This is a genomic window from Paraburkholderia sp. D1E, from assembly GCF_052682275.1.
Genome location: NZ_JBQYMB010000001.1, coordinates 8,631,358 through 8,656,718, shown reverse-complemented (window position 1 = coordinate 8,656,718; position 25,361 = coordinate 8,631,358). Strand labels below are relative to the sequence as shown.

The 25,361-nt window shown below is 63.3% G+C and carries 17 protein-coding genes; 6 read left to right on the top strand and 11 right to left on the bottom strand.

Going from position 1 to position 25,361, the window contains the following annotated elements; all coding sequences use genetic code 11:
• Positions 1-6: 6 nt before the first annotated feature.
• The 3 genes from glcE to ACUN0E_RS38915 form a co-directional block, all read right to left on the bottom strand.
• On the bottom strand, positions 7-1,095 hold the full coding sequence (glcE, locus tag ACUN0E_RS38925) for a glycolate oxidase subunit GlcE (protein WP_408225362.1): 1,089 nt from the start codon (positions 1,093-1,095) through the stop codon (positions 7-9).
• Between the two features lie 149 nt (positions 1,096-1,244).
• On the bottom strand, positions 1,245-2,738 hold the full coding sequence (locus tag ACUN0E_RS38920) for an FAD-linked oxidase C-terminal domain-containing protein (RefSeq protein ID WP_408225365.1): 1,494 nt from the start codon (positions 2,736-2,738) through the stop codon (positions 1,245-1,247).
• A 99-nt stretch (positions 2,739-2,837) separates the two neighbouring features.
• Entirely contained in the window at positions 2,838-4,253 is a 1,416-nt protein-coding gene (locus ACUN0E_RS38915; protein WP_408333144.1) for an FAD-linked oxidase C-terminal domain-containing protein, read from the bottom strand.
• A 226-nt stretch (positions 4,254-4,479) separates the two neighbouring features.
• Between ACUN0E_RS38915 and ACUN0E_RS38910 the strand changes: the two genes are divergently transcribed.
• From ACUN0E_RS38910 to ACUN0E_RS38900, 3 genes are all read left to right on the top strand, one after another.
• Positions 4,480-5,034: a cob(I)yrinic acid a,c-diamide adenosyltransferase gene (locus ACUN0E_RS38910; protein WP_445570593.1), complete on the top strand. Its 555-nt coding sequence runs from the start codon at positions 4,480-4,482 to the stop codon at positions 5,032-5,034.
• A gap of 98 nt (positions 5,035-5,132) precedes the next feature.
• Entirely contained in the window at positions 5,133-6,338 is a 1,206-nt protein-coding gene (hmpA, locus tag ACUN0E_RS38905) for an NO-inducible flavohemoprotein (RefSeq protein WP_445569953.1), read from the top strand.
• Positions 6,339-6,460: 122 nt separating this feature from the next.
• Complete coding sequence (locus ACUN0E_RS38900) at positions 6,461-7,711, top strand: IS256 family transposase (RefSeq protein WP_408265345.1); 1,251 nt, start codon at positions 6,461-6,463, stop codon at positions 7,709-7,711.
• A gap of 42 nt (positions 7,712-7,753) precedes the next feature.
• Here the strand turns inward: ACUN0E_RS38900 and ACUN0E_RS38895 are convergent, their stop codons facing one another.
• The 6 genes from ACUN0E_RS38895 to ACUN0E_RS38870 form a co-directional block, all read right to left on the bottom strand.
• Positions 7,754-8,086 carry a helix-turn-helix domain-containing protein gene (locus ACUN0E_RS38895; RefSeq protein WP_445569952.1) on the bottom strand — a complete coding sequence of 111 codons (333 nt, stop codon included), beginning with the start codon at positions 8,084-8,086 and terminating at the stop codon, positions 7,754-7,756.
• Between the two features lie 3 nt (positions 8,087-8,089).
• A complete protein-coding gene (locus ACUN0E_RS38890) occupies positions 8,090-8,428 on the bottom strand; it encodes a type II toxin-antitoxin system RelE/ParE family toxin (RefSeq protein WP_445569951.1) in 339 nt (112 codons plus the stop codon).
• Between the two features lie 198 nt (positions 8,429-8,626).
• A complete protein-coding gene (gene aroG, locus ACUN0E_RS38885) occupies positions 8,627-9,700 on the bottom strand; it encodes a 3-deoxy-7-phosphoheptulonate synthase AroG (RefSeq protein ID WP_408216056.1) in 1,074 nt (357 codons plus the stop codon).
• Between the two features lie 402 nt (positions 9,701-10,102).
• A complete protein-coding gene (tldD, locus tag ACUN0E_RS38880) occupies positions 10,103-11,569 on the bottom strand; it encodes a metalloprotease TldD (RefSeq protein WP_408225379.1) in 1,467 nt (488 codons plus the stop codon).
• A 93-nt stretch (positions 11,570-11,662) separates the two neighbouring features.
• Positions 11,663-12,541 (bottom strand): carbon-nitrogen hydrolase family protein, encoded by an 879-nt coding sequence (locus ACUN0E_RS38875; RefSeq protein ID WP_445569950.1) that lies wholly within the window; start codon positions 12,539-12,541, stop codon positions 11,663-11,665.
• Between the two features lie 128 nt (positions 12,542-12,669).
• Positions 12,670-16,872, bottom strand: a complete 4,203-nt coding sequence (locus ACUN0E_RS38870; protein WP_445569949.1) for a YhdP family protein — start codon at positions 16,870-16,872, stop codon at positions 12,670-12,672.
• Positions 16,873-17,058: 186 nt separating this feature from the next.
• Here ACUN0E_RS38870 and glnE point away from each other — a divergent pair, with 186 nt between their 5' ends.
• Complete coding sequence (gene glnE / locus ACUN0E_RS38865; protein ID WP_445569948.1) at positions 17,059-19,863, top strand: bifunctional [glutamate--ammonia ligase]-adenylyl-L-tyrosine phosphorylase/[glutamate--ammonia-ligase] adenylyltransferase; 2,805 nt, start codon at positions 17,059-17,061, stop codon at positions 19,861-19,863.
• 173 nt (positions 19,864-20,036) lie between these two features.
• Here glnE and recN read toward each other — a convergent pair whose 3' ends face one another.
• Together recN and ACUN0E_RS38855 are read right to left on the bottom strand one after the other, a co-directional pair.
• Positions 20,037-21,707 (bottom strand): DNA repair protein RecN, encoded by a 1,671-nt coding sequence (gene recN / locus ACUN0E_RS38860; protein WP_445569947.1) that lies wholly within the window; start codon positions 21,705-21,707, stop codon positions 20,037-20,039.
• A gap of 124 nt (positions 21,708-21,831) precedes the next feature.
• Positions 21,832-22,734, bottom strand: coding sequence for an NAD kinase (locus tag ACUN0E_RS38855; RefSeq protein WP_408225394.1), 903 nt, complete (start codon positions 22,732-22,734; stop codon positions 21,832-21,834).
• Between the two features lie 354 nt (positions 22,735-23,088).
• On the opposite strand from ACUN0E_RS38855, the gene hrcA reads away from it, so the two are divergent.
• Positions 23,089-24,114 carry a heat-inducible transcriptional repressor HrcA gene (gene hrcA, locus ACUN0E_RS38850; protein WP_408216074.1) on the top strand — a complete coding sequence of 342 codons (1,026 nt, stop codon included), beginning with the start codon at positions 23,089-23,091 and terminating at the stop codon, positions 24,112-24,114.
• A 174-nt stretch (positions 24,115-24,288) separates the two neighbouring features.
• Positions 24,289-25,359, top strand: a complete 1,071-nt coding sequence (gene hemH / locus ACUN0E_RS38845; RefSeq protein WP_408225400.1) for a ferrochelatase — start codon at positions 24,289-24,291, stop codon at positions 25,357-25,359.
• Positions 25,360-25,361: the final 2 nt, after the last annotated feature.

Genomic DNA, 25,361 nt, shown 5'->3' with positions numbered 1-25,361 from the left:
CGTCGCTCAGAAGTCGGGGTAGAGGCGGCCGCGATTGAAAATGCGGGCCGGGTCGAAGGCGGTTTTCAGGCCGCGATGGATTTTCATCAGCGGTGCGGGCAGCGGTGTGAATACCCCGGCGCTGCGGTCGTAGCCGTGGCCGGTACGGAAGATGGTGGCATGGCCGCCGGCCTGTTTGGCGCTGATACGCACGGTTTGCGCGTCGGTGTCGGTAATCCACCAGCGCTGGCCGCCGCCCCATTCCATCAGTTGCGCACCGGGCAATTGCAGCGGTTCGGTGATCGACGGCAAAGCGAGGCGCCACAGCGCGGCTTTCGGCGGGATGGCCGAAAAGAACGAGTCGGTCTGTTCGCGCAGGCCGGCCCAGAAGCGCTCAGCCTCCACGGCATCGACGACTTCACCGCCAAGCGCGGTGCGCGCCGTTTTGACCGCGGCTTCCGCGCCGGCCATGCGCACGGCCAGCGTGCCGTGACGCCATGCGCTCGCCGTGATCGGCAGCGGGCGGCCGCCCCATTCATTGAGCTTGCGGACCGCGTCGGTACCGTTCATATCGAATTTGAGCGTGGCTTCGGCCTGCGGCAGCGGCAGTACTTTGACCGACAGTTCGAGGATCAGCCCGAGGGTGCCTAGCGAACCCGCCATCAAACGGGAGACGTCATAACCGGCGACGTTCTTCACCACCTGGCCGCCGAAATGCAGCTTCTGACCCTGGCCGTTCAGGATGACCGCGCCGAGCACGAAGTCGCGCGCCGCACCGGCGGACGGGCGGCGCGGACCGGCGATGCCCGCCGCGATGCAGCCGCCGAAGGTAGCCTGCGGCCCGAAGTGCGGAGGCTCGAAGGCGAGCATCTGGTCGTGTTCGGCCAGCGCGGCCTCGATTTCCAGCAGGGGCGTGCCGGCGCGCGCCGTAATGACCAGTTCGGCCGGATCGTAGGCGATGATGCCGCGATAGGCGCGCGTGTCGAGGATGTCACCTTCCAGCGTCTGACCGTACCAGTCTTTGGTGCCGCCGCCACGGATGCGCAATGTGCGCCCTTCGGCGCTGGCTGAACGCACGCGTTCAGCCCAAACGGCGACGATGTCGTCCTCTTCCATGGTGTCCTGCTTCGTTGTGTTTCGATTGATTGTACCGGGCGGCGGCGCGCTGGCAACCCGGAGCGGACCCGCATCGGGTAATCAGGGTGGGTGCTGGGAAAAGGGTCCGGGGCGGGCTATGCGCGGTGCGTGCATAGCCCGTAGACGCCTTAGAACCGGGGTAGGTCCGGATGCGGCAGCAAGCCGCCACGCACATGCATCTTGCCGTATTCGGCGCAGCGGGCGCGGGTGGGAATGCCCTTATCGGGATTGAGCAGGCCCGGCGCGTCGAAGGCGCGTTTGACCGCGTGAAACGCGTCGCGCTCCTCCGGTGAAAACTGCACGCACATCGAATTGATTTTCTCGATGCCCACGCCGTGCTCGCCGGTCACCGTACCGCCCAGTTCGACGCACGTTTCGAGAATGTCGCAACCAAAGGCTTCGGCCCGGTGCCACTCATCCTTATCGTTGCCGTTGAACAGGATCAGCGGGTGCATATTGCCGTCGCCGGCGTGGAATACGTTGATGCAACGCAGGCCGTATTTCTTCTCCATCACTTCGATGCGCGCCAGCAGCGGTCCGATACTGCGGCGCGGCACGGTGCCGTCCATGCAGTAGTAGTCAGGCGAAATCCGGCCTGCCGCCGGAAACGCATTCTTGCGCCCGGACCAGAAACGCAGCCGTTCGTTTTCCGAACGCGAAATCTGGATGCGCGTTGCGCCCTGTTCGCGCAGCACCGCGGTCATGCGCACGATTTCGTCGGCCACTTCTTCCGGCGTGCCGTCCGATTCGCACAGCAGGATTGCCGCCGCGTCGAGGTCGTAGCCGGCTTTGACGAACTCTTCGACGGCGCGCGTAGCCGGTTTGTCCATCATCTCCAATCCAGCCGGAATGATGCCCGCTGCAATGATGCCGGCAACCGCGTTGCCGCCTTTCACGACGTCGTCGAAACTGGCCATGATGACCTGCGCCGTTTGCGGCTTCGGAATCAGCTTGACGGTGACTTCGGTGACGATTGCGAACATGCCTTCGCTGCCGATCAGCACCGCGAGCAGGTCGAGCCCTGGCGCGTCGGGCGCGAGCGAACCGAATTCGACGATTTCGCCTTCCATCGTCACGGCGCGTACACGCAGCACGTTGTGTACGGTGAGGCCGTACTTGAGACAGTGCACGCCGCCCGAATTCTCGGAGACATTGCCGCCGATCGTGCAGGCAATCTGCGACGACGGATCGGGCGCGTAGTAAAGGCCGTACGGTGCGGCGGCTTCGGAAATCGACAGATTGCGCACGCCCGGTTGCACCGTGGCGGTCCGGGCGTACGAATCGACTTCGACGATCTTGCGAAAGCGCGCGAGCGACACCACCACGCCGTGCCGAATCGGCATCGCCCCGCCGGACAAACCGGTGCCCGCGCCGCGCGGCACGATCGGCACGTCGAGCCGGTGACAGATCTGTACGATGCGCTGCACCTGCGATTCCGTCTCGGGCAATGCGACCGCGAGCGGCAGACGCCGATAGGCGGCGAGGCCGTCGCACTCGTAGGCGACAGTGTCTTCTTCGCGATACAACAGACAGTGGGTCGGCAGCACGGCCATCAGCGCCTGCACGACTTCGCGCTGGCGCTGGGCAAGAACTTCGGCCGTCAGTTCGACGGGTGCGTTCATATGACTTGTCTCCTCGTGTCTTTCACCGTGCGTGCCCGGTCAAGCCTGGTTATACAGCAGCAGGCGTTACCGCTGCCGTAACCCGGTCTTGATGACGTCTCAAGCTGCCCAGGAAAAGATCTTGCCCGGGTTCATCAGATTGCGCGGATCGAGCGCATGCTTGATGGAGCGCATCGTGTCGACGGCGACCTCACCGTGTTCTTCGAGCAGGAAATTCATCTTGTGCAGACCGACACCGTGTTCTCCCGTGCAGGTGCCGTCCATGCGCAGCGCGCGCTGCACGATGCGGTGGTTCAGGCGCTCAGCTTCAGCGAGTTCTTCCGGCTTGTTCGGATCGATCAGGATTGCGACGTGGAAGTTGCCGTCGCCGACATGGCCGACGATCGGGCAGGGCAGCGGCGACGCTTTCAGATCCTGCTCGGTTTCCACCACGCATTCCGCGAGACGCGAGATCGGCACGCAGACATCGGTCGTGACGGCGCGGCAGCCGGGCTTCAGTTGCAGCATCGCGAAATAGGCGTTGTGACGCGCATTCCACAGGCGGCTGCGGTCCTCCGGGCGGGTCGCCCATTCGAAGCCTTCGCCGGCATTCTGCGCAGTGAGCTCCTGCACCAGTTCGGCTTGCTCTTTCACGCCGGCTTCGGTCCCGTGGAATTCGAAGAAGAGCGTGGGCGCCTCACGTAAGGTCAGATTCGAATGGCGGTTGATCGAGCGGATCGCGAGCGAGTCGACGAACTCGACGCGCGCAACCGGCACGCCCATCTGAATCGTTTCGATGACCGCGCGCACCGCATCCCCCATCGACGGGAACGTGCAGACCGCGGCAGAGACCGCCTCGGGCTGCGGATACAGCCGGACGGTGATTTCGGTAATCACGCCGAGCGTGCCTTCAGAGCCAACGAACAGACGTGTGAGGTCATAACCCGCCGACGACTTGCGCGCGCGCGTGCCGGTTTTGATCACGCGGCCGTCGGCGAGAACCACCGTCAGCCCGAGTACGTTTTCGCGCATCGTGCCGTAGCGTACGGCATTGGTACCTGAGGCACGCGTAGCCGACATGCCGCCGATACTCGCGTCAGCGCCCGGGTCAATCGGGAAAAACAGGCCGGTGTCGCGCAGCGCTTCGTTCAGCTGCTTGCGCGAGATGCCGGGTTCGACTGTGACAGTCAGGTCTTCGGCGTTGATCGACAACACGCGGTTCATTTCCGACAGATCGATAGACACGCCGCCTTGCACCGCCAGCAGATGTCCTTCGAGCGACGAACCGTTACCGTAGGGGATGATCGGCACGTTGTACTGGCCGCACAGTTTGACGATGGTTTGCACGTCTTCCGTATTGCGTGCGAATACGACGGCGTCGGGCAGTTGGGGATCGAACGGCGATTCGTCGCGGCCATGATGGGCACGCACGGCTTCTGCCGTGGACACACGTTCGCCGAAAGCGGCTTTGAGTGCAGTCAGCAACTCGGCGGGAAACGGCCGGCGCAACGGGGCCGGCGGCACGGGATGATTCACGCATGTCTCCTGATAATTGAGGCGGAGCTGTTCTACAGCTTGTGCTTCATTTTACGCCGATCGCCCGCGGACCGGCGTTGGAGGCGGCTGCCCGCTTTTATAATGGCGGCGCGCCCGCGTTGCGCGCAATATGGATAAACGCGGCGGCTGACTTGCCGGATTCGCTGGATGGATTCACGGGCGCCGCGCTGGCGCATCGTCAATGAATGAATGGATCGGAGACATCATGGGCAACCGCTTGAGCAAGATCGCTACCCGTACGGGCGACGACGGCACCACAGGACTCGGCGACGGCCGCCGCGTGCGCAAAGACAGCGCGCGCATTGCCGCCATCGGCGATGTCGATGAACTCAATTCGAATCTCGGCGTGCTGCTGTGCGAAATGCTGCCCGACAACGTGCGGGCAGCGCTGATTGCGATTCAGCACGACCTGTTCGATCTTGGCGGCGAACTCTGCATCCCCGGCCATACGATGATTACGGATAAGCATCTTGGTCAACTCGACGACTGGCTGGCCGACTACAACGCGACCCTGCCGCCACTGAAGGAATTCATTCTGCCGGCCGGCGCGCGCGCGGCCGCGCTTGCGCACGTGTGCCGTACGGTGTGCCGGCGGGCCGAACGGTCGATCGTCGCCCTCGGAGAAGGCGAGGCGATCAATGAGGCGCCTCGCCAATATGTGAACCGGCTGTCCGATCTGCTGTTCGTGCTCGCGCGCGTACTCAATCGCGCGGACGGCGGCAGCGACGTGTTATGGCGGCACGATCGTAGCGTCGGCTAACGCGGCGCTTTAGTCCCCTTAAGCGCTGTGACAATCTGTCCGGTGCAAGACTTCTCCTTAAAGATGTATTGTAAATACATCTTTAAGGAGAAGTTGTTATGCCCGCTCTCACCGCCGACCAGATTGCCCGCGTCAAAGCCACCGTTCCCGTACTCGCCGTACACGGCACGACCATCACCAAACACTTCTACACGCGCATGTTCGCGCACCATCCTGAGTTGAAGAACGTGTTCAACCAGACTCACCAGCAGAGCGGCAATCAGCCGGAAACACTGGCGAAGGCGGTGTATGCGTATGCCGCCAATATCGATAACCTCGGCGCGCTGGGGCCGACCGTCTCGCGAATCGCTCACAAGCACGCGAGTCTGAATATCCGGCCGGAACAGTATCCGATCGTGGGACGCCACCTGTTGGGCGCAATCGTTGATGTGCTTGGCGACGCAGTCGATCAGGAGACGCTCGGCGCATGGGAAGCCGCATATGGGCAGCTCGCGAATATCTTCATCGGCGCGGAGGCAAAGCTCTACGAAGGTGCGGGGTGGAGCGGTTTTAGGCCGTTCAAGATTGCGCGCAAGGAAGTGGAGAGCGATGAAATCACGTCGTTCTATCTGACGCCCGCCGATGGCTCGCCGGCGGGCGGCTTCGAGCCCGGCCAATATCTGAGCGTGAAGCGTTTCGTGGATGAACTCGGCGTCGATCAGCCGCGGCAGTACAGCTTGTCGGATGCGCCGAACGGTAACTGGCTGCGTATCTCGGTGAAGCGCGAGGCCGGTCACGACGACACGGCGCCCGGCTTTGTATCGAATCTCTTACACGATGATGTGGAAGTGGGTGCGGTGGTACACGTCAGCGCGCCGATGGGCGATTTCACGTTGGACCGCAAAAAGACGACGCCCGTAGTGCTGATGAGCGGCGGCGTAGGCGTGACCCCGATGACCTCGATGCTGTCTACGTTACTCGCCGATCGGAGCGAGCGCCATGTGACCTTCGTGCATGCCTGCCGCAACGGCCGCGTGCATGCGTTCCGACCGTGGCTGAACGATACGGTTGCGGCGCATCCCAACGTCACGCGTGTGGTGTTCTACGAAGCCATTGAAGCAGGGGATCGCGTTGGTACCGACTACGACTTCGAAGGCCGCCTCGATCTCGCGAAAATCGCCGATAAAGTGATCGTATCCGATGCGGACTACTACATCTGTGGGCCCGTGCCGTTCATGCGTGCGCAATGCGAGGCGTTGGCCGCGTTCGGTGTGGATGCGGCGCGGATTCATACCGAAGTGTTTGGTTCAGGCGTGGTGCAGTGAAGCGAGGGCGCATGGCAAGCCGAGTGTGAAAGCAGGCAGGGGCGGGTGGTGCGCTCTGAGGGTGTAATTAGTTTTGTGTAAACGGTCATTTGGCAGGAGACTGCCAGTAATCAGGAGCGACGATGACCGTAGCGAAACGCAACAAACGCGTGAAACCCGACCCTGAGCTCGTCAAGCTGGCCGACAGCCTGCTGGCGAACTACCAGAAACCAGAGGACCTGATTGGCGAGAACGGCCTGCTCAAGCAGCTCACGAAGATGCTGGTTGAACGGGCGCTAGAGACGGAGATGTCCGAACACCTGGGCCACGGCAAGAGCGAAGCGGTCACCAATGCCACGGGCAACACCCGCAACGGCCATAGCGCCAAGACGTTGCAGGGGGAGTTTGGCGAGTTGCCGCTCGATATCCCGCGTGACCGTCAGGGTGCGTTCGAGCCGAAGCTGGTGAGTCGTCATCAGACGCGCTGGTCGGGCTTTGACGACAAGATCATCTCGCTATATGCCCGCGGCCTGAGCGTGCGGGAGATTCAGGGGCATCTGGAAGAAATGTACGGTACCGAGGTGTCGCCCACGCTCATCTCGGCCGTAACAGACGCGGTGAGCGAGGATGTGAAGGCCTGGCAAGCCCGCCCGCTCGACGCGCTTTACCCCATCGTTTATCTCGACTGCATCCACGTCAAGGTGCGCGACAGCGGTGCTGTACGGACCAAGGCGGTCTATCTCGCCATCGGCGTGAACATGGACGGCCACAAGGAAGTCCTGGGGCTGTGGATCGCCCAGACCGAGGGCGCGAAGTTCTGGCTGCAGGTGGTGACCGAGCTGAAAACGCGCGGCGTGCAGGACATTTTTATTGCCTGTGTCGATGGGCTCAAGGGCTTCCCCGAAGCCATCGAAGCAGTCTATCCGAAGGCAGCAGTTCAACTGTGCATCGTGCATATGGTGCGCAACAGTCTGAACTTCGTGTCCTGGAAGGTGCAGCGCGAGGTCGCCGCCGACCTGAAGACGATCTACACTTCATCGACGGTCGAGCTGGCCGAGCAGAAGCTGAGTGCCTTCGAAGCCACGTGGGACAAGGACTATCCGTCCATCGGGCAGAGCTGGCGGCGCAACTGGGCACGCGTCATTCCGTTCTTCGACTATCCGCCGGAGATCCGGAAGGTGATCTACACCACCAATGCCATCGAATCGATCAACATGAGCCTGCGCAAGGTGATCAAAACCCGCAGTTCGTTCCCGACCGACGAGGCCGTGACCAAGCTGTTTTACCTGGCACTTAACAACATCAGCAAGAAGTGGTCGATGCCGATCCGGGACTGGAAGGCAGCCCTGAACCGCTTCACTATCCAGTTCGAAGACCGCCTGTTACCGGGTTAAATCAATACCCGTTTACACAAAATTCCGGACACCCTCTGCGCTCTACCCGACTACCAGCGTAACCGGCTTGCCAATCCGGCTCAACATCTCGACCAGGGTGTCGATAGTAAACTTGATGGTCTTCTTGTTGACCACGTCTGACACACGCGGACGCGACACCATCAGAATCTCGGCTGCCTCGGCCTGCTTCAGATGATGCTGTTCGATCCAGCTGGACAGCTCGGTCATCAACTGCTCCTTGAGCAGCCGCGTATCGTTGATCTGCTTTTGCGACGCGGCGTGCAAGCGTTTCGCCTCTGCGGCGGGGAAACCGAGTTCGAGAAACAGGTTTGCGCCGGGTTTTGTTACGTGACGGATTTTTGTGTCGGTCGTCATTTGCTAAGTTTTCCTGTCATTGATGATGGCGCGGTACCGGGTCTCGGCAATCCTTCTATCCTGCGGCGTTAGCTTCTGCGTTTTCTTCTGAAAGCAATGCAGCATGTACAGCGCTTCTACAAACTTGGTGACATACATCACGCGGTAAATGCTGTCAGCTTCCTTGATGCGAATCTCGCGCGTTCCGGCACCGATCGAATCAAACGGCTTCCAATCGTCGGGGTCCAGTCCTGCCTGAATCTTGCCAAGCTGAAATCCGGCTCGACGACGCGGCTCTTCGGGAAAGGCGAGTAAGTCGTGATAGCCGGAACCCATCCAGCGCATTTCTTTTTCCTGCTCCATAGCCGCCTTTCATGTACAAAATATTATACGTAACACCCAGCCTGGTCAAGTCGTATCCGACCCGGCAACGAGTTGTTACGGTACAGAGGCGGTTCATGGCGCACCATTCGTCCGTTCGGCTAACAAAAAACCCGGCTGCTTGAGCCGGGTTTTCGTTGAGCCAACTTCAGCAATCGCGCAGAGGCGCGTAGCAAGGTTTTAGTTGCCGCTGCCGCGTGCCACACGCCGTTGCTTGACCGCTTCGGCGAGACCTTCCAGCACAGCGATGCTTTCGTCCCAACCGATGCACGCATCAGTGATGCTCTGGCCGTACGTCAGCGCGCAGCCTTCCTGCAGATCCTGACGGCCCGCGATCAGGTGCGATTCCACCATCACGCCGACAATCCGTTCGTCACCCGAAGCAATCTGGCGGCCGATGTCCGCACACACCGGAATCTGGTTCTCGTGCTTCTTCGAGCTGTTCGCGTGGCTCGCGTCGATCATCAGACGCGCCGCGAGACCCGCCTTGCCGATATCGGCGCAGGCCGTATTGACGCTGTCCGCATCGTAGTTCGGCGTCTTGCCGCCGCGCAGAATGATGTGGCAGTCCTCATTGCCGGCGGTCGAGACGATCGCCGAGTGGCCACCCTTGGTGACCGACAGGAAATGGTGCGGCTGCGACGCGGCCTTGATTGCGTCGACGGCGATCTTGACGTTGCCGTCGGTGCCGTTCTTGAAGCCGACCGGGCACGACAGTCCCGAAGCCAGTTCACGATGCACTTGAGATTCGGTCGTGCGCGCGCCGATTGCACCCCACGAGATCAGGTCGGCAATGTACTGCGGGCTGATCATGTCGAGATATTCGGTGCCGGCCGGCAGGCCGAGTTCGTTGATACGCAGCAGCAATTCACGTGCGGTGCGCAGGCCGTCGTTAATCTTGAAGCTGTTGTCCATATGCGGGTCGTTGATGAGACCCTTCCAGCCCACCGTCGTACGCGGCTTTTCGAAGTACACGCGCATCACGATTTCGAGTTCGCCGGCGAAGCGCTTGCGCTGCTCGACGAGGCGCCCGGCGTATTCCATCGCCGCCTTCGTATCGTGAATCGAGCACGGTCCGATGATGACGATCAGCCGGTCTTCCATGCCGTGCAGGATGCGATGCATCGCGTTGCGCGAGTTGTAGATCACGTCGGACACCGTTTCATCGCAAGCGAATTCGCGGATCAGGTGAGCGGGCGGCGTGAGTTCTTTCAATTCGCGGATACGGACATCGTCGGTGTTGTGCGGGGGCATGCTTGTTCTCCTGAATCGGGTCGTAGCGTGTTCGCGCGGGCAACGAAGGCTGCGATCAGACAACAATCAGGCAGCGATGCCAGGGCGGACAACAATCAAAAAGGTTTCAACGGCAAAGTTTCAAAGGCATGAGGCGAAAAAAAACCGCCAGGCTAGCTGGCGGTTTTCGTGAATTCTGGGTGTCTTGCGTGCACTAACACCCCTCTCGATCCGCCAGCGGTCTGAGATGCCAAAAAAAGTAAAAGTAAAACTTGGCGGACATGGCGAAATAGGTCGCTGGTCAAAAAGGGTGAGTGACTTTATAACCCGTGCAAGCTTGGCTGGCAAGCTGCAGGGTGCAAAAATGCGGTAAAACCGCATACTTCGTGCATTATGTGCACGAAGTATGCGTCTACATCCAAATCAGGCCGTGCCGCCGACCGTCATCCGGTCGATGCGCAGCGTCGGCTGACCGACGCCCACCGGCACGCTCTGGCCTTCCTTGCCGCACACGCCGACGCCCGAATCGAGCTTCATGTCGTTGCCGATCATGCTGACGTACTTGAGCGATTCCGGGCCGCTGCCGACCAGCGTCGCGCCCTTGACCGGGTAAGTGACCTTGCCGTTTTCGATCATGTACGCCTCGGACGCCGAGAACACGAACTTGCCGTTCGTGATGTCGACCTGGCCGCCGCCGAAGTTCACCGCGTACAAGCCGTTCTTCACGGACGCGATGATTTCCTGCGGGTCTTTGTCGCCGTTGAGCATGTACGTGTTCGTCATGCGCGGCATCGGCAGGGCGGCGTACGACTCGCGACGCGCATTACCGGTGACCGGCATTTTCATCAGGCGCGCGTTCAGCGTGTCCTGGATGTAGCCCTTCAGGATGCCGTCTTCAATCAGTGTCGTGCATTGGGTCGGATTGCCTTCGTCGTCGATGTTCAGCGAGCCGCGGCGGTTCGGCAGCGTGCCGTCGTCGACGACCGTGACGCCTTTGGCGGCAACCTGCTCACCGATTCGACCCGCGAACGCCGACGATCCCTTGCGGTTGAAGTCGCCTTCGAGGCCGTGGCCGATCGCTTCGTGCAGCAGCACGCCGGGCCAGCCCGGTCCGAGTACGACGGTCATCGCGCCGGCCGGAGCCGGGCGGGCATCGAGGTTCACCAGCGCCGCATGCACCGCGTCGTCGACATAGCTCGACAGCACTTCGTCGGTGAAGTACCCGTAGTCGAAGCGGCCGCCGCCACCGCCGCTGCCGATTTCGCGGCGGCCGTTCTGTTCGGCGATTACCGTGACCGACACACGCACCAGCGGACGGATATCGGCTGCAAAACCGCCGTCGCTGCGCGCCACCAGCACCACGTCGTATTCGCCGGCGAGGCCTGCCATGACTTGCTGGATACGCGGGTCACGACCGCGCGCCATCTTTTCGATGCGCTCGAGCAGCTTGACCTTGGCGGTTGCGTCGAGCGAATGCAGCGGATCGGACGGCAGGTACAGATCGCGCCCGGCAATGCCGGTCAGCGACGAGGCCGCCTTGATCCTCTGCTTGCCGCCGCCGACCTTGGCGATCGCCCGCGTGGCGATCGCGGCCTGACGGATCGCTTCGGGCGACAGGTCGTCCGAATAGGCGAAGGCCGTGCGGTCGCCCGACACGGCGCGCACGCCGACGCCCTGGTCGATGCTGAAGCTGCCCGACTTCACGATGCCTTCCTCGAGACTCCATGCTTCGCTGCGCGTGTACTGGAAGTACAGGTCGGCGTAATCGATCTTGTGCGTGAAGATTTCGGCGAGCGTGCGAGTCAGCAGGGATTCGTCGAGACCGTAGGGCGTCAGGAGGATGTCCTTGGCGGTGGCGAGATTACGGATACCGGGTTCGATGATGTTCATGCGAAGTATGTTCTGCTCGATACGAAGGATTCGGTTAGCGCCACGATCACTATATGGGTGACAGGCGCCGCACTTTCAATGTCAGGTAACACATCAGCAACTCAGCACGCGGTGACGCCAGGCGGGCAGGCTCTGCCGCACTTCGTCGATGCGCGCACGCTCGAGATTGCCGGCCACCACACCGGCGCCTTCGTCGCGCACCGCGACGATTTCGCCCCACGGGTCGATGAGCATGCTGTGGCCCCATGTCCGGCGGCCGTTTTCATGTTTTCCGCCTTGCGCGGCGGCCAGCACGTAACACTGGTTTTCGACCGCCCGGGCCCGCAGCAACATTTCCCAATGCGCGCGGCCGGTGGTGTAGGTGAACGCCGACGGCACCACGATCAGCGCGCAGTCGCCCATGCGCCGGTACAGCTCAGGAAAGCGCAGATCGTAGCAGACCGACAGGCCGACCCGGCCGAACGGCGCCTCGAAGGTGCGGACTTCGCCGCCGGGGCAGATGGTGCGCGCCTCGTCGAACGATTCCTCGCCCTTTTCGAAGTTGAACAGGTGGATCTTGTCGTAGCGCGCGGCCTCGTTGCCTTGCGGGTCGAACACCAGCGTAGTGTTCAGCACGCGCGACGGCTCCGGCGACATCAACGGCAAGGTGCCGCCGATCACCCACACCTTCTGGCGGCGCGCGGCGTCGGCGAGAAAGCGCTGGATCGGGCCGTCCTGGTAGGGCTCGCGCACGGCGAGCTTGTCCGTGTCCTTGAAGCCCATGAAGCAGAAGTACTCGGGCAGCAGGACGAGTTGCGCTCCGCGGGCGGCGGCTTCGGCAATCAGGCGTTCTGCTTCGGCCAGATTGCGTTCGCGATCCGGCGTACTCACCATTTGCAGCGCGGCAACCCGGAACGCGCTTTCGGAAGACCCGCTGGATGCCGCATTGGGCGAGGCGGTGGACGAGGATGAAAAGACGTGTGTTTCGCTCATGAGCGTTTCGAAAAACTCCCGGCAAGGCGGCGGCGCAAACCGCTGGTACCGCATACGTCGTTCAAGGCTGGCTTGGACCTGCGGCGCGCCACGGCGCTCTTCTGATCAAACACAGGATCGGATCGAGCTCAGTGCGCTTCCACGGTCGAAGCTGGAGCGTCCATCTTACCGCGATCGCTCTTCACCCGCTCGATGTGCGGTTTCGACCACGGACCGGTAATCGCGTACTCGCGCGCAAACGCGGTGGAGACCGATTTGCTGAACGCCAGATCGGCCACCAGCGCGCCGAGCCCGAGCAGCGGATTGATCACGGTCGCGGCGATCACGGCGGCGCCGGCGCTGACGGTCGGCACGATCTGCACGTGCAGATCCTGGGTTTCCTGCGCCAGATCCACCGAGCCCTTCATTTCAGCGCGGGCCGGCGCCGTTACCATTTCGAAGTTCTCGGTGCGGCCAATGCCGTTGTGGATCTGACCCGTGCCGGTGACGTGTTCGAACGGCAGCCCTTCGCCGACCACGTCGCGGAAATTGAGTGTGGCAAAGCGCTCGAGGCTCTGCAGGCTGAGCACGCCCAGCAGTTTCGCGACGCCCGGGTCGACCTTGAGAATCTGCCCATGGCGCAGATCGACGGCCAGATTGCCATTGAGCGTCGGATAGTCGATGGTGGTCGGGCCGCCGCGCCACACCACCTTGCCTGACAGTGTGCCGTTGCCGGCCTTCAGCGTGTGTGGTTGGCCGAAACGCTCCAGCAGCCCGCCAGCGTCCTTGATATCGAGTTTGAAATCGAACACGGTACGGCGCGGTGTCGTTTCGTCGGCGCTGTTGCCGAGGCCCGTCGAAGTACGCCAGTTTGCGGTGGCGGTCAGCGTGGCGGCGGGATTGGTGATGTCGAGCTTGTCGAGTTGCCAGACCGGCACGCCGTCTTCTTCGAAGTTGTGCGCGTCCACTTCGAGCCGGCCTATGTTGCGATCGCGCACGATCAACTCGTTGACCACCAGATCGATTGACGGCATGTTCTGCGCCGGCGCCGACATGGCCTGGCCGAGCAGGTCCTTGTCGGTGGCCGACGGAATCACCACGCGGGCAAAACGCGCCTGCAGCGTGCCGGGAGATTCCCTGGTGGCGCCCGGCAGCCAGGAAACGTGCCCCGATACCTGGTTCGACGCGATATTGGCCTGCCATTTATTGTCCGCATGCGACGCGCCGACGATCACGTTGTCCCAGTGCCGCTTGAGCAACGTCAGCGTGCCGATGTGCAGCGCGAAGCGGCTCGGCAGGAATTGCGCGAGGGTCGGATTCGGCACAGCCGGCGCGGCTGCGGCTGCAGCGGGCGCAGGCGTTGGCGCGTCCTTGTTGCGCATCTGCGTGACGAGCGCGCGCCAGGCATCGGCGTCGAACGCTTCGACATCGACGGCGGCGATTACGCCATCGGACGGCAAGTCAGCGGGCCTGTTGACGCCGATCGCGCCGCGCACGACCGTGGGCGGGGTTTTCGGCTGGTAACGCAGCAGATAGCTGGCGGCGATAGGGCCGAAGGTGAGGTCGGCGCGTTCCAGACCGGCTTCGCTCGCGTCGGTGGACGGGCTGACCGCGAAGTGCAGCGGCATTGGCGTGCCGACCGGTTTGTCGAACGGCGCGGGGAAGTCGAGCGCGAGGCCGGTCAGATCGGAGTTCGCCGTGACCTCGGGCAACCGCCCCTTCGCGCCGCGCACGTTGAACGCGTAGGGCGCGCTGCCGCTCATGCGCGTCAGCACCTGCGCGGCCGGACCATGCAGATTCAGGCCGCGCGCGGCATCGACGGCAATGTGGCCGCCGAGGTCGAGCGCATACGTGCCGTCCTGCTTCAGGCCGCCGTTCGCGTGCACGTCGCCGCCGAGGAACCGGCCCGAGAGCCGGTCGACCTGTGCCGTATGTTCGGTAAAGCGCACCTTGCCGTTCAGTTGCGACAGCGGCGGCACGTTATCGACAGTCAAACGATTGTTCTGGAAGCCGACCGCGCCTTCCACGCCGATATGCGGCTGCGGCGTGCGCGGCACGGTCAGTTTGAGCGCCAGTGAGGCGGACCCTTCGGCCCGCACTTTCTCGGTCTCGTGCTTGGCCATGATGCCGAGCGAGCTTTCGTTGACGTAGTCGAGCATGTCGGCAAGCGGCCCACGGCCGTTGCCATCGATGACGAGGTTGGACGCCTTGGTGCCGAGATCGTCGATCCTGCCGCTCACCTTGTTTAAAGCAACCTGCTTGTAACGGGCGCGGTCGATATCGAAGCGCAGCAGGTTCTCCTTGAGTTCGAACACGCCGTCGATGCCATCCAGCGGCGGCCATACGTTCGGCGTGCCGTTCTTCATCTTGCGCGGCGGGTACGGCGATGGGTCGAACTTGCCACCCTTGAACGGCGCGACGATATGGAAGATACCGGCCTCAGGCGCGCGCGAGTAGGGGAATTTGGTCAGATCGCCGTGTATTTCGATCGATGCGCCGCGCGATACGCCGGCTTGCAGCCCGTGGCCCAGATAGATGCGCAGCTTTTCGCTGATGCTGGTCGGCAGATAGCGGACGATGCGCGTGACCTGCGCGCGCTGGAAGTCGGCTTTCAGGTCGAGCGAGCCGCGCCCGTGGCCCGGGTTGCGGTAATCGGCGGTCGCGGTGGCATCGGCGTCCGCGTTCGAGACACCGAAATCGGCCAGCTTGACGGTGAAGGCAGGGTGATTTTCTCCCGGCGCTTTCGGCGTGATGGTCCAGTCTGCGCGGCCATGCAGACGATCGAGTTTCAGGCGAGGGTCGTCGAACACGCCCGGCAGCGTAATCGCGACGTTGGAGGTGTCGAGTATGGCCGTGCCGTGATTTTCGTCGGCGTCGACGCTGCCCCACAGATTTTCGATGCCGGGAATGCCCGCGCGCGGGTGATTCAGCGGGGTGAGCCCCGGTGGCGGTTCCTGCGCGGCGACGCTGATGCCCTGCAGGTCGCCCTTGAAACGATAGCGCTCGATCGGCTCGGCGCCGCTTGGCGGATGCTCGACGCCCGCTTCGCCCGACTCCGGTTTGCCGCGCTCGACCTCGATCACATAGTTCGCCACCAGCCCGCGTGGATTGAAGCGCACGAGATTGTTCAGCAAACGCGATGGCAGAGGCAGCGCGCGGCTGAATTCGGCGAGGATGCCGAGGTCGACACGGTCGCCGCTGACGCTGACGAGCTGGCCATGTTGCAGCGAAGCCGTCCGGTAGCGGCCGTTCAGCGTGGATAGCGCAAGGGTGCGAGTGAGCGGCGTGCCGTCTTCGAGCGGCGGCTGGCCCAGTTCTGCGTGCAAGTCGTTCAGTTGCAGCTTGTAGTCGCCCTGGTCTGCTTCGAGGCGCCACGCGAAATTGGCCACCGGCACGATCAGCTTGGGTTGGGTGGGGCGCACCCGCATTGAGACATCCATGCCGGCCAGTTGTCCGCTCGCGGACTTCATGTGGCCATCGGCGAAGTCGGCCCAGATCGCATTGTCGATGCGGCCGGCGAACATCTCGATCGGGAAATTGATGTAGCGCGCGAGGGTCGGCAGATCGACGGGACCGGTCGACATATAGACCTGGCCGGCCCAGTTGACGGGTTTGCCGATCGCGGAGAGCCGGGCGTGTTTGAAATGCGTGCGGAAATCGATCGGGCCGTGTAAGACGTGGCCGTCGGCGGGCGCCTGCAACGCGAGCCGGTGATCGTAGCCGTCATTGAGAATCGCGATCCGGATGTCGCGCAGGGCGAGTTCTGGTGCGTCATGCTGCGCATCGCGCCAGCGCAGCACGCCGCCGCGCACCACGATCGCCTGTTGCCGCAATAGCCACGTGGAGAGGGTGTCGTTGCCGCTGTGCCGGGTCGGTACCGGCACGCCCGCTACCGAAATCACGCCGTCGCTGCCGCGCGACACCAGCACGTCGGGCTGATCGACGATCAGGCTGGAAAGCGCAGGGTGGAATTGCCAAAGCGACTTCCACGAGAGTGTGGCGGTGGCGTGCGGAATGGTCAGCGCCGCTTTGCCTTCAGGGTCGCGGATGACGATATCGGTGACGTCGAGTCCTGGCTGAAAGCCGCTCCAATGCGGCGCCAGCTTGCCGATGGTGAACTGCGTGCGCAGCTTCCCGGAGACGGTGGCTTCAATGCGCGGCCGGAACGAATCGATGCGCGGCAGCAGCACGTAGCGCAAGCCGAGAAAGAGACCTGCCGCGATGAAGTAGAAGGCGAGCGCGAGCGCCAACACCACGTGGGACGTCCGATGCAGCAGCACGTGGGCGCTTCCGCTCGCGGGCCGGACCTGCCTGGTTTCGTGCGGATCGGCGGATTCGTTTCGCTCGGACATGCTGCGGCGGGTGGGCGTATGGTAGTTTTGCGAATTAACGACGAAATGTAACACACGGGAAAGGGTCGGCGAACTTCCGGCAAACCCTTTCTACATGCCGTCTCGCGACCTGCGCGAGGCCACCGGACCCGTGTGTTGCGGCGAACTGAACAACGCTGATAAAGCAACGAGCGAGCCAGAGCCTTGATGACCGACGCCACTCTACTGAGTTCCAACTATTCACATTACGCGGCGCGCGCCGCGGCGGCTCGTCCGCAAATCGTGGCGCATGTGGCGGCGCTCGCGTCCGCCCCCCTGACACGTGAACGGATCGACGCGCGCTTTGACGCGCTGTGCGCCGAGGCGGCCGGCGGGGGCGATGGCCCATTGAGCGAGGATGCACTCAAACGGGCCTTGCGTCAGTTGCGCACTGAGGTATTTTGCGCCGTGATGGAGCGTGACCTGGCGGGCGAGGCGGATGTCGCCGAAGTCACCGGCGCGATGACCGATCTGGCGGAGACGACAATCCAGCGTGCGCTGGCGGTCCTGTCCGCCGAGCTCGAAACGCTCTACGGCGAGCCGCGCGGACCGCAGGGCGAACGGCTCGCGCTCGGCGTGGTCGGAATGGGCAAGCTGGGTGGCCGCGAGCTGAATGTGTCGTCGGATATCGACCTGATCTTCATCTACGAAGAGGACGGTGAGACGGCGGGCGGTCAGCGTTCGCCGATCGCGACGCAGGACTTTTTTACGCGTCTGGGTAAGCGCCTGATCGGCGCATTGGCCGAGGTGACCGCCGACGGCTACGTGTTCCGGGTCGATATGCGCTTGCGGCCGAACGGCGATTCAGGGCCGCTTGTCTGCAGCCTCGGCATGCTCGAAGAGTATTTCTACGTGCAGGGCCGCGAGTGGGAGCGCTATGCGTGGATCAAGGGCCGGCTTGTGTCCGAAGGCGCGAGCGAGGCGGCGGAGCGGCTGCAGAAGCAGCTCGACGCGATCGTTACGCCGTTCGTCTATCGGCGCTATCTGGACTTCGGCGTGATCAGCGCGATTCGCGCGCTGCATCTGCAGATTCGCCAGGAAGCGCAGCGGCGCGCCTCGATGCGGCCCGACAAGGCCGACGACATCAAGCTGGGCCGCGGCGGCATCCGCGAAATCGAATTCAGTGCGCAGGTATTTCAGCTGATCCGCGGTGGGCAGGATGCCGGCTTCCGGGTGCGTCCGACGCTCGCCGTTTTGCGGCACGCGGCCACGCACGGGCTGCTCGACACCTCGGTCTGCGTGAAGCTCTCTCAGGCATACCGTTTTCTGCGCGAACTCGAGCACCGCCTGCAATACCGCAACGATGCGCAAACCCACGCGATGCCGGTCGATCCTGAGGAGCGTGTGGCGCTCGCGCGCGCAATGGGTTGCGATGACTATGCGGAGCTGATGCTCAAACTCGACACGCACCGCGAGTTCGTCGAACAGCAATTCGACCAGATTTTCGCCGACAAGGTGAGTGGCCGCGACGGTTGCGGCGCGCCGGAAGACGGCGCGGCGGCGTGGGTATGGAGCAGTGCGCTCGCCGACGACAGTGCTGACGAGGCGCTGCGCGCGCGCCTCAGCGCGCGCCTCATCGAGTTGGGCGTGCCCGAGCCGGGCGAACTGCTGGCACGGTTGCGTGCGGTGTGGCAGTCGTCGCGTTACGCGGGGCTCGCCGAGCGTAGCCGGCAACGGTTCGACATCGTCGCGCAGCGTGCGCTGGAAGCCGCGCGTACGCTGGAGCCGCCCGAGCGGCGCGGCGATACGGTGGCGCGCTTCTTCGACCTGCTCGAAGCCGTGAGCCGGCGCGGCGCGTACCTTGCTCTGCTGACCGAATATCCGCAGGCGCTGCATCGGGTGCTGTCGGTGCTGGGCGGTTCGCGCTGGGCCGCCGGCTATCTGATTCGCCACCCGCAATTGCTTGACGAACTTCTCGACGACGAGGCGATGGACAGTCCGTTCGACTGGCCTGAATTCAAGCGCACGCTGCGCTTGCGTCTGGCCGCGGCGGATGGCGTCGAACAACAGATGGATCTGCTGCGCCACGCGCACCAGGCCGAGGTGTTCCGCATCCTGCTGATCGATCTGGCCGGCAAGCTGAGTGTCGAGCATGTGAGCGACCGCCTGTCCGAGCTCGCCGACGCCGTGCTCGACGTGACGCTCGAAGCCGTCTGGAAGCAACTGGCTAAACGCCACCGTGAGGTGCCGAAGTTTGCGGTGATTGCATACGGCAAGCTGGGCGGCAAGGAACTCGGTTACGCGTCCGACCTCGACATCATCTTCCTCTACGACGATCCGGACGATGCTGCCGCCGACGTCTACGCCACCTACACTCGCCGGCTCATTAGCTGGCTGACGACAGCGACCGGCGCGGGCACCCTGTTCGATGTCGACTTGCGGTTGCGGCCGAACGGCGAGTCGGGTCTGCTCGTCACCGATCTGGACGCATTCCGCCGTTATCAACTGCGCGAAGGCGATGCCGCCAATACAGCGTGGGTGTGGGAGCATCAGGCATTGAGCCGCGCGCGCTACTGCGCGGGCGATGCCGAAATCGGCGCGAAATTCGAGCAGATTCGCGAGCAGGTGCTGACCACGCCGCGCGAGGCTGCGCCGCTCGCCAAGGAAATCGTCGAGATGCGCGAGCGCGTCGAGGCGGGGCATCCGAACCATACGGCGCTGTTCGACCTGAAGCACGATCGTGGCGGCATGGTCGATATCGAATTCACCGTGCAGTACTGGGTGCTGCTGCATGCGGCAAGCGATTCCGAACTGATCCGCAATACCGGCAACATCGCGTTGCTGCGTGAAGTGTCGCGCTTCGGCTTGATGAGCGAGGGAGAAGCGGAGATCGTCGGCGCGGCTTATCGGACCTACCGGAAGTTGCAGCACAAGCTGCGGCTGGACGGGATGGAGAAGGCGCGCGTCGACCCGGCGCTGGTGGTGACCGAGCGAGAGGCGGTGCTGGGGCTTTGGAAGCGGGTGTTTGGCTGAGGTTGAAGGGGCGAGGTGTGGCAGGTGTCGCGCCAGTCGCGCTGCCTGGGTCGCCGCAGTTCGCTGAATTCGGTCGGCACTGTTGCCCGTAGCGGCGGCGCGCACCACGGAGCAGCATGCGCCGCCCTTGCCTTGCGTTCGCAGATGGCCGCGACGATTCCCTGCCCGGGTTCCTAGGCCGCCAGCATTTCCTTCGCGTGCTTGCGGGTGGTCGCGGTGATTTCCAGTCCGCCCAACATCCGCGCAACTTCTTCGACGCGGCTTGCGCGGTCGAGCGAGGTCACGCTGCTAACCGTGCCGCCCTTGCCATTGCCCGCCTTCGCCACCTGGAAATGATGGTCGCCGCGCGCGGCGACTTGCGGCAAGTGCGTGACGCACAGCACCTGACGCGCTTGTCCCAGTTGATGCAGCAGCCGTCCAACCACTTCGGCGACGCCACCGCCGATCCCCGTATCCACTTCGTCGAAGATCAGTGTCGGTGTCGGACTCGCGGCGCTCGCAATGACAGCCAAGGCGAGACTGATCCGCGCCAGTTCGCCACCTGAGGCAACCTTCGCGAGCGGCCGCAACGGCACTCCAGCATGGCCGGCGACGCGGAATTCGACCTGCTCGAGTCCGTGCGCACCACCGTCCGGCAACGGTACCAGCGCCACCTCGAAGCTGCCGCCTTTCATCGACAGTTCCTGCATACCGGTGGTCACTGCGACACCCAAAGCCTTACCGGCCTTGGCGCGCGCCTTCGACAGTTTTTTCGCTTCAGTGAGAAAGACTTCTTTAGCTTTGGCTTCGGCCGCGTGCAGGCTGTCGAGATCGGCTGCGGCGTCGAGCGCGGCAAGTTGCGCGCGACGCGCTTCGTGTTCTTCAGGCAGCGTCTCGGGTTTCAGGCGGAATTTGCGCGCGGCCGAGTGCAGTGCGTCGAGACGCTTTTCGACCTGGGCGAGCCGGTCGGGATCCAGTTCGAGTTTCTGCGCGTAGTGGCTGAGCGAATAGGCCGCTTCCTGCAACTGGATCTCGGCCGGCTCCAGCGCTGCCAGCACATCGTTCAGCGCCGGATCGATCTCGGCCAGGTCGCGCACCTTCGACACGATCGAGGCGAGATGCGTGATCATCGCCTCGTCGGATTCGGATAGCGCGCCGAGTGCACCTTGAACGCCGTCGATCAGATTGGCTGAATGCGACAGGCGGCGGTGTTCGCTGTTGACCTCTTCCCATTCGCCGGGTTGCGGCGAAAGTTTGTCCAGTTCGGTGAGTTGCCAGGCGAGGCGCTCACGCTCCAGTTGTAGTTCGCGGTCGCGTGTTTGCGCATGCTCGACGGCCTGAACCTTGTCGCGCCACGTTCGCCATGCGCGCGCGACGGTCGCTGCGGTTTCCGTGAGGCCGGCATGGGTGTCGAACAATTCGCGTTGCGCGTCCGGGCGCATCAGCAACTGGTGCGCATGCTGCCCGTGAATATCCACCAGCATCTCGCCGACTTCGCGCAACTGCGCAAGCGTTGCCGCCGTGCCGTTGATGAAGGCACGCGAGCGGCCGTTCGCATCCACTACGCGACGCAGCATGACGGTGCTGCCGTGATGGCCCTCGTCGGCGGTCGTGCCGAGCGCCTGCTCGTCGAGCCATTGCTCGACTTGCGCATGCGTCTCGAACTCCGCGGTGATGTCGGCGCGGCTCTCGCCGGTGCGAACCACGCTCGCATCGGCACGGGCGCCGAGCGCGAGGGCCAGCGCGTCGATCAGGATCGACTTGCCAGCGCCTGTTTCGCCGGAGAAAACGGTAAAGCCGCTGTCGAATTCGAGATCGAGCGCGGCGACGATGACGAAGTCGCGTATCGAGAGGTGGCGAAGCATGGAGGTCGTCAGTTGGGCTTGAGATTCAGGGTTCGGCAGCGGCGGCGTTCGCATTCCGGTGGCCGGCATTCCGGTGGCCGGCACTCCGGTGGCCGGCACTCCGGTGTTCCGGCGGTCCGGCCGCTTAGGGCTTGGGGTCTTCTTCGTGCGACGGATATTCATTCCAGTGCAGCTTCTTGCGCAGCGTGGCGTAGTGGCTGTAGCCGACGGGGTGCAGCATCGGCACCGTATGACGCGAGCGGCGTACTTCGATCGTGTCGCTCAATTCCAGCGAAGTGAACGACTGCATGTCGAAATTGACGTTCACTTCGCGGCCCGAGACGATCTGGATGCTCACCTTCGAGTTGTCCGGCAGCACGATTGGGCGGTTCGATAGCGCATGCGGCGCGATCGGCACCAGTACGATGCCTTGCAGTTGCGGATGCAGGATCGGCCCCTGCGAGGACAGCGCGTAGGCGGTCGAACCCGTAGGCGTGGCGACGATCAGGCCATCCGAGCGCTGGTTGTACATGAAGCGCCCGTCCACCGAGACATGCAGTTCCGCCATGCCCGAGAAGCCGCTGCGGTTGACCACCACGTCGTTGAAAGCAAGCGCGTGATAGATCGGGGCGCCGCCGCGCATGATGCGGGCTTCGAGCAACATGCGCTCTTCGCGCTCGAAGTTGCCGGCGAGCATTTGCGGCACGATCTCGCGCATGTCGGAGATCGGAATGTCGGTAATGAAGCCGAGCCGCCCGTGGTTGATGCCGATCAGCGGCGTGCGGTAGGGCGCAAGCTGGCGGCCGATGCCTAGCATCGTGCCGTCGCCGCCGAGCACCACGGCAACGTCGGCACGCGCGCCGATCTCGGCGGGACGCAGCGCCGGATAGTCGGTGACGCCAATTTCGGCGGCGGTGTCGGCTTCGAACACGACCTCGAAGCCGCGCTTCGCGATGCACGAGGCGAGCGCGGTTAGCGGCTCCCCGATGCCCGGCGTATTGTTGCGCCCGACGAGCGCGACGGTCTTGAACTGGCTAGTCACTTGCATGCCGGCATTACACCATAGGTAGGGCCTGAAAAGAACCGCAGACAGACCCGGTGGCGGGCCTGTGCAGACGGGCTGTCAGCGCGTTGGGCGATTATCGTTAGAATGGTGAAGCTTTGATGACATGCACGCCGGTTGTAGTCCGGCGGCGTGCGGCCAGCGGACTCGTGGAACGGGCGGCTGGCGAGGCGGCGGGCCTGGGTCTGGACGAGGTGCCGGCAAGAATGCTGGACACAGCGCCGGTCAAGGCGCCGCACAGAATACCAGGCGCCGCCCCGCCGACCGGTGGCACGATAGTCAGGGGTCGGCGACGTTAGCGCTCGCTGTAGTCGCGTCATTAAGCTAAAATTTTCCGTCATGCTAGATCCTCGCGCACAAACCCTCCTCAAAACGCTGATCGAGCGCTACATCGCCGAAGGTCAGCCGGTCGGCTCGCGCACGTTGTCGCGCTATTCCGGTCTCGAACTGAGTCCGGCAACGATCCGCAACGTGATGTCCGATCTCGAGGACCTGGGGCTCGTGATTAGTCCGCATACTTCAGCGGGCCGGATTCCGACGCCGCGCGGCTACCGCTTGTTCGTCGATACCATGCTGACGGTGGAATCCGCCGCAGACGAAGAAGCGGTGATGCGCATCGTCAAGACCACGCTGCAGGCGGGCGACCCGCAGAAAGTCGTCGCCGCGGCGGCCAGCGTGCTGTCCAATCTGTCGCAGTTCGCCGGTGTGGTGCTCACGCCGCGCCGCAGCCACGTGTTCAAGCAGATCGAGTTCATGCGCCTGTCGGACAAGCGCATCCTGCTGATCATCGTGACGCCCGAGGGCGACGTACAGAACCGCATCATGGCGACCCAGCGCGACTTTTCGCCGTCGCAGCTGGTGGAAGCCTCCAATTACATCAACGCGCACTTCGCGGGCCTCTCTTTCGACGACGTGCGCCGCCGCCTGCGGGAAGAAATCGACGAGCTGCGCGGCGATATGACCACGCTGATGCACGCCGCGGTCACGGCCAGCACGGATGAATCCGACACCGGCGAGACCGTGCTGATTTCCGGCGAGCGCAACCTGCTCGAAGTCGCCGACCTTTCGTCGGACATGGCGCGCTTGCGCAAACTGTTCGATGTATTCGACCAAAAGACCAGTCTCCTTCAGTTGCTCGACGTATCGAGTCACGCCGCGGGCGTGCAGATTTTCATCGGCGGCGAGTCGAATCTCGTGCCGATCGAGGAAATGAGCGTGGTAACCGCGCCTTATGAGGTGAACGGCAAGATTGTCGGCACGCTCGGTGTGATCGGGCCGACTCGCATGGCCTACAACCGCGTGATTCCAATCGTGGATATCACCGCGCGGCTGCTTTCCCTGACGCTCAGCAGTAACCAGCAATAACCGGCGGTATCTGCAGGCTGCGACACCGCGTGCTGCAAATGATGCGCGACGGCGCGCGGCTTGCCAATTGGCCGAATGGCCAGGGGTCCCTGGCGGACCTTGCAATGGACCGCGCCGCTATAATGAATCCCACCTGAACCGACTTTCCGCCTAAAGCGGTTATACCTGCTCCCTATGCGCTTCGACCTCGAGCGGCCATCACAGAACGCCACGTCACACCGTGTCGCCGTGTTGCTGATCAATCTCGGCACGCCTGACGCGCCGACGCCGCGTGCGGTCCGTCGCTATCTTGCGCAGTTCCTGTCCGATCCGCGCGTGGTCGAAATTCCGGCACTCCTCTGGCAGGTGATTCTGCGGCTGTTGATTTTGCCGTCCCGGAGCCGTTCGTCAGCGAAGAAATATGCGGCCGTGTGGATGCCGGAGGGTTCGCCGCTGCGTGTCTTCACCGAGAAGCAGGTGGAGGGTTTGCGCCATCTTCTGCAATTGAACGACTACACGGTGCTGGTCGACTACGCCATGCGCTACGGCACGCCCGGTATTCCGGCCATGCTGAACCAGCTGAAGCTGGCGGGCGCCGAGCGCGTGCTGCTGGTGCCCATGTATCCGCAGTACTCGTCGTCGACCACGGCCACGGCTTTCGACGACGCCTTTTCGGCCCTCAAGCGCATGCGCAATCAGCCGGAAATCCGCACGGTGCGCCAGTATGCCGATCATCCGGCGTACATCGCCGCGCTCGCCGCGCAGGTGCATCAGTACTGGCATCAGTACGGCAGGCCGGACTTCGCCGCGGGCGACAAGCTGGTGCTGAGTTTTCACGGGGTGCCCAAGCGCACGATGGATCTCGGCGATCCATACCACGAGCAATGCCAGCAGACCGGCGCGTTGTTGACACAGGCGCTGGGATTGACGCAGGTGGAATGCCGTATCACGTTTCAGTCGCGATTCGGCAAGGCCGAATGGCTGCAGCCGTACACCGCACCCACGCTGAAGGAGTTGGGCGCGGCGGGCGTGCGGCGTGCTGACGTGTTCTGTCCGGGTTTTACCGCCGATTGCCTTGAAACGATTGAAGAAATCGGGATGGAAGTACGTGACGAGTTCCTGCGGGCGGGCGGCAAGGAATTTCATCGGATTCCCTGCGTGAACGCTTCACACGCGTGGATCGCCGCGCTAGGCGAAATCGTCGCGCAGAATCTGCAGGGCTGGCCCGTGCAAGCGGTGCCGGTGCCGCACACGACCGGGGCTTGAGC

Bases quoted from the DNA above. Each gene is read 5' to 3' on its own strand.
- glcE (WP_408225362.1), bottom strand. From the start codon at position 1,095: ATGGAAGAGGACGACATCGTCGCCGTTTGGGCTGAACGCGTGCGTTCA.
- ACUN0E_RS38920 (WP_408225365.1), bottom strand. From the start codon at position 2,738: ATGAACGCACCCGTCGAACTGACGGCCGAAGTTCTTGCCCAGCGCCAG.
- ACUN0E_RS38910 (WP_445570593.1), top strand. From the start codon at position 4,480: ATGGGCAACCGCTTGAGCAAGATCGCTACCCGTACGGGCGACGACGGC.
- hmpA (WP_445569953.1), top strand. From the start codon at position 5,133: ATGCCCGCTCTCACCGCCGACCAGATTGCCCGCGTCAAAGCCACCGTT.
- ACUN0E_RS38900 (WP_408265345.1), top strand. From the start codon at position 6,461: ATGACCGTAGCGAAACGCAACAAACGCGTGAAACCCGACCCTGAGCTC.
- ACUN0E_RS38895 (WP_445569952.1), bottom strand. From the start codon at position 8,086: ATGACGACCGACACAAAAATCCGTCACGTAACAAAACCCGGCGCAAAC.
- ACUN0E_RS38890 (WP_445569951.1), bottom strand. From the start codon at position 8,428: ATGGAGCAGGAAAAAGAAATGCGCTGGATGGGTTCCGGCTATCACGAC.
- aroG (WP_408216056.1), bottom strand. From the start codon at position 9,700: ATGCCCCCGCACAACACCGACGATGTCCGTATCCGCGAATTGAAAGAA.
- tldD (WP_408225379.1), bottom strand. From the start codon at position 11,569: ATGAACATCATCGAACCCGGTATCCGTAATCTCGCCACCGCCAAGGAC.
- ACUN0E_RS38875 (WP_445569950.1), bottom strand. From the start codon at position 12,541: ATGAGCGAAACACACGTCTTTTCATCCTCGTCCACCGCCTCGCCCAAT.
- ACUN0E_RS38870 (WP_445569949.1), bottom strand. From the start codon at position 16,872: ATGTCCGAGCGAAACGAATCCGCCGATCCGCACGAAACCAGGCAGGTC.
- glnE (WP_445569948.1), top strand. From the start codon at position 17,059: ATGACCGACGCCACTCTACTGAGTTCCAACTATTCACATTACGCGGCG.
- recN (WP_445569947.1), bottom strand. From the start codon at position 21,707: ATGCTTCGCCACCTCTCGATACGCGACTTCGTCATCGTCGCCGCGCTC.
- ACUN0E_RS38855 (WP_408225394.1), bottom strand. From the start codon at position 22,734: ATGCAAGTGACTAGCCAGTTCAAGACCGTCGCGCTCGTCGGGCGCAAC.
- hrcA (WP_408216074.1), top strand. From the start codon at position 23,089: ATGCTAGATCCTCGCGCACAAACCCTCCTCAAAACGCTGATCGAGCGC.
- hemH (WP_408225400.1), top strand. From the start codon at position 24,289: ATGCGCTTCGACCTCGAGCGGCCATCACAGAACGCCACGTCACACCGT.